The sequence below is a fragment of the Cryobacterium sp. MP_M3 genome (genome assembly GCF_015752155.1).
Lineage (GTDB): Bacteria > Actinomycetota > Actinomycetes > Actinomycetales > Microbacteriaceae > Cryobacterium.
Map to the genome: position 1 here is coordinate 122,184 of NZ_JADOVI010000009.1, position 13,489 is coordinate 135,672.

Genomic DNA, 13,489 nt, shown 5'->3' on the forward strand with positions numbered 1-13,489 from the left:
CAGTCGACAGCCCCGTTGCGACGGCGGCCGTCACCCCACAAACTCCATCAATCCGTCGTCGACTTGGGTAAGCAGACGACGGACTGAGGGAAGTCAGGTCGACCTTCGGGTGGCCGCCCTGACGCGGAATTGCGATGGGGGACCGATTCGGGTTCGGTCCCCCCTCGCATTCACCGCACGGCAGGGTCGCGGCCGGGCGAATCACGTCGCCATGCACGTTCGCATATGCCGTTTGACACACACTCAGCACTAGAAAGACCGGTAGTAAACCATGGCCAGGAAACCATTCGGCCGCCTTCGGAAGCTACCGCGTCGCCTGGGAGTGCAGCTGGCGGCCGCAATGCTCGCAGTCTCCGTGCCGCTGGTCATCATTTCGACGGTTGTGCTCACCACGGACTCAGCGGCGAGCCTGACCGTGGCGGCGAAAGGCAAGGGTGTCACCCTGGCCAGGGCTGTCACGCTGCGCCTGGAAGACTGGATTGCCGAACGCAAGGTCGACGTGTCGGTTCTGGCTGTCTCGGCCGGTGACCAGCTCGACAGCCCGGTCCTCGCAACCCGCCTGGCCAAGATCGACGAGGCCTCCGGCAGTTATACGGTGATCGAGATCACGGATGTCTCCGGCGCCGTGCTCTCCACCAGCCGGCCCGGCGTCACCCTCGACCCCACCGGCCAGGACTGGTTTCGCTCAGCCGTTGCCGGCGAGTCGGTCTTCACCCCGCTGACTCTCCAGGGCGACCGGCTGCACTGGGTCATCGCGCAGCCGCTGCTGGCCGACGACGGTTCGGTGCGCGCCGTCATCGTCGCCAACCTTGATCCGACCGCACTGAGCGGGTTGCTCAACCCTGAGCTGAGCAAGGGTGACGCTGTCATCGCGGTCGACTCGCTCCATCGCCTGATCTACAGCACGGAAACCATGGGGAATGCCACCGAGCAGTCAGCCCTGCTGGCCGGGGGGATGCTCACGACCATTGTCGACAATGGGCCCACTGCGCAGGCGGCCGGCACAGGCAAGGCGGGCACCGCGGAGTTCACTCAATCCAACGGGGTCGACGTCATCAGCGGCTTTGACGTCGTTGAGGGCCTGGACTGGGTGCTCATTGTGGAGCAGCAAGCCGATGTCGTGCTCGCCCCGGTGGAGACTCAGGTGCAGCGGTCCATCCTGCTCGCGACCATCGGCGTGCTCTTCGCCATCCTGGCCTCTGGCGTGATGGCCTGGAGCGCCACCCGGCCGGTGCGCAAGCTGACCGCCGTCGCCCGACGGGTGACCCGCGGCGACCTGCTGGCGCGCGCGGTACCCGCCGGACCAACCGAGATGGTCCTGCTCGCCGACTCGCTCAACGCGATGCTCAACACCAGCCAGGGGCTCATCGCCCGGCTGGAGGGAGCCGGGGTCGAGGTGAATTCTGCGGCAACCGAGCTGTCGGCATCCTCCGACGAGCTCGCCGCGATCACCACCCAGCAGAGCGCCGCGGTCACCCAGGCCACCGCCACCACCGAGGAGTTGGCGCGGTCGTCGGTGGCGATCGCCGACACCGTTGACGATGTCGCTCGCCAGACGGCCGAGACCCGGCGCAATCTCGAACAGGCCGAGGCGGACATCCTCGTCTCGAGCGAGCGCACCCTGGCCCTGGCCAGCCGGGTCAACGACATCGAGTCGCTCCTGGTGCTGATCAACGACATCGCGGACCAGACCAACCTGCTCGCCCTGAACGCGGCGATCGAGGCGGCCAGGGCCGGTGAGCACGGTCGAGGATTCGCGGTCGTCGCCGACGAGGTGCGTCGTCTGGCCGAACGATCCAAGTCCAGCGCCGGCGACATCGCCGCGATCGTCACCGCCGTGCAGCGCGAGACCAACGCCACTGTGATGGCGATGGAAAAGGGCGCGAAGCAGATGCAGCAGGGCCTGCTCCAGCTCGAAGCGGTGACGGACGCCAACGGGCAGGTGAGCCTGACCACTCAGCAGCAGCGCAGCGCCACCGCTCAGGTCGTGGAAACCATGGAACAACTCGCCGACGCCAGCCGGCAGATCTCGATCACGGCCCGGCAGATCGCGGCCTCGGCCGGCGACCTCGCGGACCTGGCCCACACGCTGGAAAAGACCTCCGATACAGGCAACGGAGAGCAATGACGGAAGCGCACGCGGTTCTGGTCCCCGTGGGGGAGGACCTGTTCGCCGTGTCGATCGACAGGGTGAGCCAGGTGGTCGCCGCACCGCCGCTCACCCGGCTGGTCACCGCGCCGCCGCACGTGCTCGGCCTGTTCAACCTGCGCGGGCAAATCGTTCCGCTGCTCGACACCGCCGCGCTGCTCGGCCTGCCCGCTGGGCAAGCGCCGATGTTCGCGGTCGTGCTGCTGTCCAGGCAGGGCCTGATCGCTCTCGCCGCGACCGCCTTCCCCCGTCGGGTCGGCCTTGATGACCCCGTCGGTCCGTCCGACCTGCCCGGTACGGCGGGCAGCTACCGGGTGAAAGGGCGCGTCGTCGTGCGGCTCGACCCCGATCTTCTCCTGGCCCGGGATCGTCCGCCGCACACCGGCAAGAGCCCGGTATCAGGGCCGCCGACCGTCGGAGCGATCGAACCCGTGAGCGCAATCGTCAGGTCCGGGTCAACCGGATGAGCATCCTGGACATCGACCAGATTCGAATGCTGTTCGGCCAGGAGGCCGGCGTTCGGCTGGCCGAACTGGACCGGCTGCTGCTCCAGCTCGAACAGCAGGGCGGCGACGAGACCCTGATCCGGTCCATCTTCCGCGAGCTGCACACCCTGAAGGGATCCGCGGCCGTCGCCGGCCTGGACGACGTGAGCCAGCTGGCCCACGAGCTTGAGGAACTCGTCGTGGGGATCCGCTCCGGCATCGTGGCGGTCACTCCGGCGATCATCGACACCCTGCTTGCCGGGGCTGACCGGCTCGGCAGCGCCATCGCCGGCGAAGCGGCCGACGTGCCCGGCGAGGAGCCGGTCGTCGCGGTCATGGTCATCGACGAGAGTGCAACGCCGGTGACGGTCGTCGCTGCGTCCCCGCGGGCGCCGACCGGCGTCGAAACCGCATCTGCAGCCGAGCCGGGCGGCGTGGTGATGGTGCCGATGGACCGGCTCGACGAGCTCGTGCGCCTGATCGGGGAGTCGGCATCCGCCCACCTTCGGATGGGCAGCATGCTGATGGAGCGATTCGGCGTCGACCCGACCCTCAACTCGGAATTCAACGAACTGTCGCGAACGCTCAACGAACTGCAGGAACGCGCCATGCGCACCCGGATGGTGCCGCTGGCCACCATCACCGACAAACTCCAGCGTGCCGTGCGCGACCTGGCCCGGGCACAGGGCAAGACCATTCGCTGGGAGGTGCGCGGGGCGGACACCGAGCTGGACCGTGGCATGCTCGTTGCGCTCTCCGACTCCCTGCTGCACCTGGTGCGAAATGCCGTCGACCACGGGATCGAACCCGACGCGGTGCGCGCCGCGGCAGGCAAGCCGGTGGGTGGCACCATCCGCCTGCACGCCATGCAACTCGGCTCCGAAGTGATCGTGGCGATCACCGACGACGGAAACGGGATCGACACCCTGCGGGTCAGGGCGCAGGCCGAGGGGCAGGGTGTTGACACGTCACGACTGAGCGAGGAAGACGTCCTGCAACTGATCTTCCGGGCGGGGTTGTCGACGACGACCTTCGTCACCGACCTGTCCGGGCGTGGCGTCGGCCTCGACGTCGTGCGCAGCACGGTGGAGGCCGCCCATGGTCGGGTCGAGGTGCGCTCGGAACCGGGCCGGGGTACCGAGTTCCGCGTCATCGTGCCGATCACCCTGGCCGTGCTCCGCTGCCTGCTGGTCGAAGCCGGCGGCCAGCGCTTCGCCCTGCCGTTCCACCGGGTCGTGCTCTCCCAACGTTTCGACGAATCGGGTCCGACCAGCGCCGAAGGACGAACGGTGATCTGGGTGGAGGACCAGCCGGTTCCGGTGTCGGCCCTCGCGGGCACCCTCGGCATCTGCGGCGGCTCCACGGACGGCCCGATCGTGGTGCTGGCCGACACCGCCCGGCGGCACGGCTTCCAGGTCGACCGGCTGGTCGGCCAGCGGGACGTGGTGATCAAGGGGCTCAGCACCCTCCTGCCGCACCTGCCCGCGGTCGCCGGGGCCAGCGTCGAGCCCGACGGCTCGATCCTGCTTGTGCTCGACCCGCCCGGGCTGATCCAGCGCGCGCGGCAGGCCGCCCGTGTCCTGGCTGCTGCCGGCCCTCCCGCCGCGGAGCCGTCGAACGCGCGGCATGCCGCGGCGACCGCCGAGTGGTCGAACGCCGGGTCCGACGGAGCGAGTACCGGGCTGATTCCGGCCGGGTCGCCCGGCGCGGCGCAGCGCATCCTCGTCGTCGATGACGCGCTGACCATCCGGGAGCTGCAGCGGAGCATCCTGGAGCGTGCCGGCTTCGAGGTGCGCGTCGCCGTGGACGGTCTGGACGCGCTGGCGAAGCTCTCCGAGGGGCCCAGTGAGCTGATCCTCACCGACATCGAGATGCCGTTGATGGATGGCTTCGCGCTGACCGAGGCGGTGCGCGCGGCCCCGGACCTGACCAACATTCCGGTGTTGATCCTGAGCTCGCGCTCGAGCGAGGCCGACCGGCAGCGGGGGCTGGAGGCCGGCGCCGACGGCTTCATCCTCAAGAGCGGCTTTGACGAGGGAAGCCTGCTCCTCGCCGTGAACCGACTGATCGGGGCGCGCCGATGATCGGGCCGGCAGCCGCGCCACGCTCCGGAAAATCGATCCGGGTGCTGATCATCGACGACCTGCCCACCGACCGCGCCCGCCTCGCCCGGACGCTGCAGAGCGACGGCGACATCGTCAGCCTCGGCCAGGTCGCAACCGGTCCGGCCGCCATCGGCCGGGTCGCCCGCGAACATCCCGACGTCATCCTCCTCGGTCTCTCCACGACCGACGGAAGCGGCCAGTCCCTGATCGAGCAGGTCATGGCGCACACGCCGACGCCGATCCTCGTGCTCTCCACCCAGATCGAGAACCGGCAATCGCCGGGCGCGGTCGACGCGCTCGTGGCCGGGGCCCTCGACGTGCTGCCGGCTCCCGTGCGGTGGACTCCCGACCTGGAGGCCGGGCTACGGCGCACAGTGCGCCAACTCAGCCGTGTGCAGACCATCCGCCACCCCCGGGGCGTGCTGGCCAGACCGCCCGGGGCCGTGCCGACCACCCCGTCCGGCCGTACCCGTCAGGCCGTTGTGGCCCTGGCCGCATCGACGGGCGGTCCGAAGGCGCTCGCCACGGTGCTGGCCGGGCTCGGCGGGCTGGCCGCCCCGGTGCTCGTGGTGCAGCACCTGCATCCGGACTTCACCGGCGGGCTCTTCGACTGGATGACCCGGGTCTCCGCGTTGCCGGTCGAGATAGCCGTCCACGACCAGGTCGCCCGCCCCGGGCGGGTCTACCTGGCCCCGGGCGGGCGGCACCTGCGACTGGGCGCCGGTCTTCGCCTCGTACTCGCGTCGACGCCGGTCACCATCCACCAGCCGTCCGCGAACGAACTCTTCCAGTCCGTCGCCCGAAACGCCGGTTCGGCCGGGGTCGGCGTGATCCTCACCGGGATGGGCGACGATGGCGCAGCGGGGCTGCTGGAGATGCACCGCGCCAACGGTCAGACCCTGGGCCAGGACGAGGAGTCCTGCGCAGTCTTCGGGATGCCGCGCGCGGCCTATCGCCTCGGCGCGGTCAGCGACCTGCTGTCGGTCGACCTGCTGGCGGCCGCGATCCTGCGCTGCGCGGCACGGGGGACGGCATGAACGGCCAGGGACTCGCGGGCATCGGGTCCGCCGGCACGGATACCTCGACGCTCGTGACCGACGCCGTCGTCGACCGGGTGGCCGAGCTGCTGCGGTCGGCGGTCGGTTTGCGCGCCGAGCCGACCCTGCGCGCCCGGATGCGCCGGTGCATCCGTGACGAAATCGCCGACAACGGCACGGACGCCGAATCGTACCTGCGCGCGCTGACGGCTGGTTCCGCGCTGCGGCAGAGCCTGCTCAACCGCATCACGGTGCAGGAGACCGCCTTCTTCCGCCATCCGGAGCACTTCGCCCTGTTGGAGCGGGAGATCCTGCCCGCCACGCGCCGGCCGCTGTCGATCTGGAGCGCCGGCTGCGCCAACGGCCAGGAGGCGTACAGCCTGGCCATGCTGCTCGAGGAGCAGCGCATCACCGGCTCGATCATCGCCACCGACATCTCCACCTCGGCTCTCGCCCGCACGGATGCCGCCCGATACTCGACCAGGGAGGTAAGCGGCCTGACCACAGCGCGCGTGGACCGCCACCTGAGCGCCGTCGGCGACGGCTGGGAGGTCACGCAGGCACTGCGCAACCGGGTGAGCACGATGCACCACAACCTGATCGATCCGGTGCCCTCCCGGGTGCGGTCCTGCCAGATTGTCTTCTGTCGCAACGTGCTGATCTACTTCTCGCCCGAACATGCCCGGATCTTCCTCGACCGGGTGGCCCAGGCGATGCCGGCCGCCTGGTTGTTCCTCGGCTCGTCCGAGACGATCTGGGCAATCGGTGACCGCTACGAGACCGTGCGTTTCGGCGACACCTACGCGTATCGCCCGCTGGCCGGTCCCGGTATCCCCCCGCCGGCACCGCGCTCGCCGGCGGTGCCGCCGCCCGTGGCGCCGCCCGGGCCCCGGCGGGTCGCTCCCGCCCCGACAAACCGCGACGAGGCTGCCATGATCGCCGGCCTGGCTCGCAGCGGTCAGACCGAGCTGGATGCCGGTCACAACGCCGCCGCGGTCGTCCTCTTCCGCAAATGGGCGTACCTGGCGCCGCAGGACAGCCTGGCCCACCTCCACCTCGGGCTCGCTCTCGAGGCCGCCGCCGATCCTGCCGCCGCGCACCGCGCGTTCAGCGCGGCCCGCCGGGCCCTGGACCTGGCAGACCCGGCCGAGGTCGAGCACGCGATCGACGGCTATTCGATCGCCGAACTCCACAAACTTCTCGACGCCAAACAGCAGGAGCCAACCCGATGACGACCATGGTGTGTTTCCGATCAGACGGGACGTCATATTGCCTCCCGGTCGAGGCGACGCGGGCGGTGCGCACGGCGGACGGGCTGGTCCCCGTGCCCGGATCCGGACCCGACATCGCCGGGGTGCTTCCCGGCGGCCCGCCCCTGACCGTGCTCTCCGCCCTCGGCGCAGGCGGCAGCCACGTGATCGTGATCGAGTCGCGCGGGGCATCCTTCGGCCTGCTCGTCGACTCCGTCTCCGGGCTGCGCGAGTTCGCCGACGACGAGGTCCGGCCCGCCCCGACCGGTCAGGGCCTGGCATTCATCTGCGGTCTGGTCGACTCGGGTGGCGAGCTCATCCTCGTCGCCGACCCCGAGGCCCTGGCGGCCCGCCTGTGATCAGCCCGGCCGTGACCGCCGCGACCGTGACAGCAGCGCCGGGCGCCACCACCGTGCTGATCACAGACGACTCGCTCGTCATTCGCGCCGTCGTGCGCTCCCACCTCGAGGCGGCCGGCTACCACGTGGTCGAGGCCGTCGACGGCCGGGCCGCAATCGCCCACTGCCGCCAGACCCCGCCCGATGTGATCCTCCTCGACATCGAGATGCCCGGACTCGACGGCTACGAGGTGCTCGAGGTGCTCAAGGCCGACCCGATGTTGATGGACCTGCCCGTCGTCTTCCTGACCACGCTGACCGATATGGACAATGTGCTTCGCGGTCTCCGCGGCGGCGCCCACGACTATCTCAAGAAGCCGTTCGAACCGGCCGAACTTGTGGCGCGCGTCGCCGCGGCCGCGCACGTCAAGAAGCTGCAGGACCAGCTCCGCCAGCGCAACGCCGAGCTCGACCTGCTCAGCCGTACGGATGCCCTCACCGGGCTGAGCAACCGGCGCCACCTCGAGTTCGTGCTCGCGCACTACCACGCCGATTCCATGCGTCATCAGGACCCGCTCAGCGTGCTCCTGCTCGACATCGATCACTTCAAGCGTGTCAACGACGGCTATGGGCACCCGGCCGGCGACGTGGTGCTCACCGAATTCGCCAGTCGTCTCCGGGCGGAACTGCGCGAGGGGGATGTCGCCGGTCGCTGGGGAGGGGAGGAATTCCTGGTCGTGCTCCCGCGCACCGATCTCGCGGGGGCGTTCGCCCTCGCCGAGCGCATCCGGCTCGCCGTCACGGCGACCCCGATGAACGCGGGCGGCGCCCTGATCCCGGTCACCGTGAGCGGCGGCTGTGCCGTGGGCCCGCTGGGAAACGCGGCCGAGCTGGTCGGCCGGGCGGACGCCCTGCTCTATACGGCGAAGGGCGACGGTCGCAACCGGATCGCGGCCGACGTTGCCGTGGCGTCCCTCGCCCCCTGATCCCGGCTCGCGTTTCGCGGTGCGGCGCCGGCTACCCGGGGCCGCACGCGGCGAGATGCCGCCGCGCTCGGCCCCGGGCGCAGGTGCGCTAGTACGCCGGTTCGGTGACCGTGTTGCTCTGCAGGGTGACCGCGGTCTGCGAGAGCAGCCGCCCGTTGATCGTTGCCCCCGTCTTCATCGCGATCAGCGTCTTGCCGAGGATGGTGCCCTCGAAGTGCGCCGTGGTGCCGATCGAGGTGGAGCCGGCGGTCTGCCAGAACACGTTCTTCGCCTGCACGCCGCCGGCGAGGGTGACGTTCTTCGCGGACGCCTCATCGAGGTTGCCGGAGATCTGGAAGATGAACACGTCGTCCGGTCCGCCGGAGAGGGTGACGTCGGTGGAGATGGTCACGTCGGTGTTCCACTTGTAGAGGCCAGGCAGGAGGGTGAGCCCGCCGATCTCGCCGGCGCCCAGGTCGACGAAGTCGGGGTTGACGCGCCCGGCCGCATCACCGTAGGCGATCCCCATGTCGCCGACGACCGTGGTGAGGAAGGACGGGGCGGTGACCTCGCACGGCGGTCCGGCGGCGTCGACCGAGAAGATGGTTCCGGTCTGCACTTCCGGGCAGGTGAGGAGGATGGCCGCGCCGGTGATCGGGCTGGCACCGACGTTTCCGTTGACGGCCGAGGCGTAGACATCCGTCACGCCGGTCTGCGAGAGGATGGCGAACGTGCCGGCGGTGCCGAGTTCGACCGGAGCCTGGGGGAGGCCGGTGGCCGAGGCGGAGCCGCCGATGGCGGCGCTGCCGGCACCGGCGACGGCGACGGCCAGCACCAGTCCGAGCTGGGCCTTGCGGGTGGTGGAGAGATTCTGGAACTTCATGACGGTGGTTTCCTTTCGACGAACCCGCACTCTGCGGGTTCGGGCAGGGCCACCGTGGTGCGGTCCCCGATGCTGCACACCGGGTTTCTAACGTCGGTACCGTCCCCGGAGGGCCCCAGGTCCCACGCACACAGGCGTCCACCACGTACGACTTCGTACGCCCCACGGGACCGATTCCAACGAATCGAATCTGTCTAACCCCCAGACTAGGGGTGGTTTTTGCGCTGCCCAAGGATCAGAGGTATTAATCTGATGAATTCCTCGGGCCGGGCGTGTCCCCGCCGGCCGCCGGGCGCCGAGGGCTGGCCGGCCGGCGGAATCGGGAGAACAATGTGGGTCATGATCGTGTTGGTTGTCTGCGGCGTGTTGGCCCTGGCCGGGGTCGTGGCGGTGGCGGTCTGGGGCGGGATCGATCTGCGCTCGCCGGCAGTCGGCGCATCCGACCCCACGGCGCAGCATGCGGCGTCGGTGTCGCCAATCCCGGTGCCCAGCGCACGAGTGTCGACGGGGCTCCGTCGCTTCGCCTGGTGGGCGACCGTGGTCACGGTGACCGGAACTGTCTCCGGTCTGCTGATGGCCGGAGCCGGAGGGAGGCTCGTCATGCGAGTGCTCGCGCTGACTTCGCAGCCGGCCGCGGGCAGGATCACCGAGGCGCAGGCGCGCGTCGGCGACATCACGGTCAACGGAACCTTCGCGTTCCTCGTTTTCGGCGCCCTGCCGGGGGCATTCCTGTCGGCGATCCTCTACGTCGTGATCCACCGCTGGCTTCCCCGCGGCCGGCTCGGGGGCGTGATCTTCGGTCTGATCCTGCTGGCCCTGTTCGCGACGACCCTCGACCCGCTCCGGGCCGACAACATCGATTTCGACATCGTCGGGCCGGGCTGGCTGGCGGTCCTGCTCTTCTCTGTCGTCGTGATCCTGCACGGGATGCTGGTGGCTGCGTTCGCGGGCTGGTACAGCGGACGCCTCCCCCCGCCGACGCGACGCACCTGGCCTGCCTACTCGCCGCTGCTGGCGGCCGTCGTCTACTTTCCGCTCGGGCTGGTGCTCCTCGCCGCTGCCATCCTGACCCTGATCGGCTGTGCGCTCATCCCGGCCGCGCCTCGTTGGTGGACCTCCGATGCCCTGATCAGGGCCGGACGGATCGCCCTGCTCGCGCTCGGGGTCGTCTCCATCCCGGGCGTCATCGGTTCGGTGGCCTCGATCATGACCCGGTGATCGCCTGGCGTGGCCGCGCAGGTGCCTAGACGCGGCACCGGCGGCGGGGCACAATAGTCCAGAGTTGAGGCCCGTTCCCCACCGATCGTGCACCCCCGGGAGGAGTCAGGCGCTCGGGCAGCACCGATGTCGTTGGAGTGCGTCATGGACAGTATCCTCACCTTCGTTGCCCTGCGACCTCCGGTGCAGGGCGCTCCGCCGGCGCCCCGGCTGGCCGATGGCACCGCGTTCCAGCAGGAGCTCGCCCACGCGGTCGACGGACCGACGGCCGCGGCCGACGCGGTGGCAGCGGCACGGGCCTTCGCGGACGGCGTGCGATTCGTGGTCAGGGCCGATCAGGTGAATCGAGGGCCCGAACTTGTCTCTCTGGTCGAGAAGCTCACCGGTGACGACGCGCGCACCCTCGCCCAGGTGACGTCCGCCGTTCGCGCCGCCATCGGCGGGATCCCCGCGGCGGACTGGGCCGAGGACGCCGGAAAGGCCAAAGACAGCGTGCTCGCGGGCTACCTGCTCGAACCCGACGGGCCCAGCGCGGCCCTGGCCGTGACGCTCGTGCGTGCCTACGCGCTGGCCGAGGCGGTGTCGGCGGGCGTCGCATCCGTGGCCGGAATCGACTCACTCCTGGCGGCGCCCCTCCTGCTGCCGGACACCCTGATCCGGCTGCGAGACACGGCGCCCGTGGCCGCCGAAACACCGTCGCCGGAGGCGGCGGTCACCGAGCTGCTGCACCGATTCGCGGCCGCCCGCGACGAGCATGCACGCCTCGGCCAGGCGCTCACCGACCTCGACAGCCACGACGAAGACGAACTGCTGCTGAGCGAACTCGGTGAGCAGCGGCCGCTCGCAGACCTCTATCGCACCCGCTCCGCCCGAGCCGCTGCCCCGCGCGAGAACGATCACAACCGGCCCAAGCCGACCCCCGACGAGGATGCCTTCGGCTCGTCGCCGCTGCGCCGCGCGGCCAGCCGGTCGAACGTGGTGCTCTCCGACACCGCTGTGCGGCTGCTGTCGACGCCCGCCCAGGAAGCACTCCGCAGTCTCGAACTCGACCCGGCGACATCCGCCGTGCGCGACATGCAGTTGGCCGTGCGAGCCCGCCATGACGCGGCCGGCCAGGATTTGCGCACCCTGTCGATCCAACTCGGCACCCACCTGGGCACGGTCGACGACCGAACCCACCATCTCATCTCCGAGCTGATCGGAAAGTGGAAGGTCGACCCGGTCGACGACCCGGCGGCCACGGAGCCCGTCGCCACCGCGGCCCCCGGCGCGCACACCGCGGTCACCCCGCTCGGCATCGCCGACCTGCACGTCGTGCGAACCCACCTCAGCCGCTACGAGCGCGGTGAGGTCGCCAGCCTCGAGAACGCTCTGCCCGGCGAGAAGCTCACCCACACGGTGAGTCAGATCGACGAGACTGAAACCACGAACACCACCGAGACCGAGCAGACCGACCTGCGCTCGCTCGCCCAGACCGCCGCCGAGCAGAGTTCGGGCAAGACCACAGCGCAAGCGGTCGGCAGCGGCCGCGGCCCGCTCACGAGCGACGGACCGGAGACCTTCTCCCGGACGGTGACGGATGCCGTGTCGTCAAGTTCCACGAATCGTACCCGCAATACCGCGGTGCAGCGGATGCTCCGCCGCAACGAGCAGGCGCAGGAACACCTCATCGACAACGCGGCCGGGGCCGGCCCGCGCCTGGGCGTCTACCAATGGCTGGACAAGATCTACCAGGCGCAGGTGTTCAGCTACGGCACGCGACTGCTCTACGACGTGATCGTGCCGGAGCCGGCCGCCCTGTTCCGCGAGGCGCTGGCGCGGCCGCGCGGCGAGGGCGTGCTCCCGTCGAAGCCGGCCCGATTCACTGTTCCGGCCGACACGCTCGGTCCGGAGAACTGGTCCTACTATGCGACCGGGCATCACGCCAGCGGCGTCGAGGCACCGCCGCAGGCGCAGATCATCGTCACCGAGAATTTCGGCGGAAAGGCGGCGGATCCGTTCAGCGGCGAGCTCAACGCCAACAACCTCGAATTGGGGGAGAGCCGAAGCACCCGGGTGCCCAAGGGCTTCAAGGCCACCACCTACCGCCTGGTCGCCCTCGCAAGCGGGTGGACTGCATTCCGGCTCCGCGTCGTGATCGGCTCGAAGCGGGTGGCGATCGACGGAGACTGGAGCGGAAAGGTGTTCACCGGTCGGCTCGACGGCGAGGTGGAAAGCCTGCCCGTGGGCCTGATCGCCGACGGTGACGGGGTCAGCCCCGGCCTGTGCACGCTCGCCGTGGCGATAGAAATCATCTGCGAACCCACTGAGGCCGCGATCGCGGCCTGGCAGACGAAGGCCCACGGCCTCATCCTCGCGGCCAACCAGCAGCGCTTCGCGGACTACGAGGAGAGGGTCGCGAACCGGGACGCGACCGCGCGGCTCACCCTGCGCGACCTCACTCCCGAGGCGAAGAACCGGCTCATCCGCACCGAACTCCAACGCACTGTTTTGGCGGTGCTCACCGGCCAGAACTTCAGCACCTTCAACGCGCTCAGGTTCGACGGGCTCGGTTTCCCCTACCCGGATGCGACCGCGACCCTCGCGCTCTCGGCCTACATCCGGTTCTTCGAACAGGCAGTGGAGTGGGATCACCTCGAGTGCGCCTTCTTCCCCTACTTCTGGGGTTCGAGGTCCTCGTGGGTCAGCAAGCTGCTCACCAGGGAGGCGGACCCGAGGTTCACCGCCTTCCTCGGCGCGGGGGCCGCGCGCGTGGTGCTGCCGATCCGGCCGGGCTACGAGATCGCCTTCGAAAGGTTCCTCAACACGGGCACGACGCTGAGCACCACGGAACTCCTCGACGTGGGCGGCCCTCTGTGGGTGTCGCTGATCGCCGAGCTGCGCGCGCAGGGCGCGGCGCCGGACTCGGAGAAGCCGGTCGGCGCACCGTGGGAATTCCGTCTCGCCTCCGACCTCGTGCGCGCCCGCCGCGACGACCGGCTGCCCACCTGGACCCTGACCGCGGGCGACTGGGTCGAGAAGCCCGACGCCGGATCCTGACGCCCCCATACCCTCGCAGC

Annotated in this window: 10 protein-coding genes; 9 read left to right on the forward strand and 1 reads right to left on the reverse strand. The window is 70.1% G+C overall.

All coding sequences use genetic code 11. The annotated features are described in order from the left end of the window. Nucleotides 1–340: 340 nt before the first annotated feature. The 7 genes from IWX89_RS11835 to IWX89_RS11865 are packed head-to-tail and all read left to right on the forward strand — an operon-like array spanning nucleotide 341 to nucleotide 8,350. Entirely contained in the window at nucleotides 341–2,128 is a 1,788-nt protein-coding gene (locus tag IWX89_RS11835; protein WP_196903758.1) for a methyl-accepting chemotaxis protein, read from the forward strand. Further along, entirely contained in the window at nucleotides 2,125–2,616 is a 492-nt protein-coding gene (locus IWX89_RS11840; RefSeq protein ID WP_196903759.1) for a chemotaxis protein CheW, read from the forward strand. The genes IWX89_RS11835 and IWX89_RS11840 overlap by 4 nt, the downstream gene beginning before the upstream one ends. Then, the gene (locus IWX89_RS11845) at nucleotides 2,613–4,718 is read left to right on the forward strand and encodes a response regulator (RefSeq protein WP_196903760.1); all 2,106 of its coding nucleotides are present in this window, start codon (nucleotides 2,613–2,615) and stop codon (nucleotides 4,716–4,718) included. The genes IWX89_RS11840 and IWX89_RS11845 overlap by 4 nt, the downstream gene beginning before the upstream one ends. Beyond that, nucleotides 4,715–5,776 carry a chemotaxis protein CheB gene (locus tag IWX89_RS11850; protein WP_134508006.1) on the forward strand — a complete coding sequence of 354 codons (1,062 nt, stop codon included), beginning with the start codon at nucleotides 4,715–4,717 and terminating at the stop codon, nucleotides 5,774–5,776. Before IWX89_RS11845 ends, IWX89_RS11850 begins: the two co-directional genes overlap by 4 nt. After that, the gene (locus tag IWX89_RS11855) at nucleotides 5,773–7,008 is read left to right on the forward strand and encodes a protein-glutamate O-methyltransferase CheR (protein ID WP_196903761.1); all 1,236 of its coding nucleotides are present in this window, start codon (nucleotides 5,773–5,775) and stop codon (nucleotides 7,006–7,008) included. The genes IWX89_RS11850 and IWX89_RS11855 overlap by 4 nt, the downstream gene beginning before the upstream one ends. Further along, the gene (locus IWX89_RS11860; RefSeq protein ID WP_166790799.1) at nucleotides 7,005–7,385 is read left to right on the forward strand and encodes a chemotaxis protein CheW; all 381 of its coding nucleotides are present in this window, start codon (nucleotides 7,005–7,007) and stop codon (nucleotides 7,383–7,385) included. Before IWX89_RS11855 ends, IWX89_RS11860 begins: the two co-directional genes overlap by 4 nt. A gap of 11 nt (nucleotides 7,386–7,396) precedes the next feature. Then, the gene (locus tag IWX89_RS11865; protein ID WP_196903762.1) at nucleotides 7,397–8,350 is read left to right on the forward strand and encodes a diguanylate cyclase; all 954 of its coding nucleotides are present in this window, start codon (nucleotides 7,397–7,399) and stop codon (nucleotides 8,348–8,350) included. Between the two features lie 88 nt (nucleotides 8,351–8,438). Here the strand turns inward: IWX89_RS11865 and IWX89_RS11870 are convergent, their stop codons facing one another. Then, nucleotides 8,439–9,212 (reverse strand): ice-binding family protein, encoded by a 774-nt coding sequence (locus tag IWX89_RS11870; RefSeq protein ID WP_196903763.1) that lies wholly within the window; start codon nucleotides 9,210–9,212, stop codon nucleotides 8,439–8,441. Nucleotides 9,213–9,551: 339 nt separating this feature from the next. On the opposite strand from IWX89_RS11870, the gene IWX89_RS11875 reads away from it, so the two are divergent. Both IWX89_RS11875 and IWX89_RS11880 read left to right on the forward strand, forming a co-directional pair. Beyond that, entirely contained in the window at nucleotides 9,552–10,430 is an 879-nt protein-coding gene (locus IWX89_RS11875; RefSeq protein WP_196903764.1) for a hypothetical protein, read from the forward strand. Between the two features lie 144 nt (nucleotides 10,431–10,574). Then, nucleotides 10,575–13,469, forward strand: coding sequence for a hypothetical protein (locus tag IWX89_RS11880; RefSeq protein WP_196903765.1), 2,895 nt, complete (start codon nucleotides 10,575–10,577; stop codon nucleotides 13,467–13,469). Nucleotides 13,470–13,489: the final 20 nt, after the last annotated feature.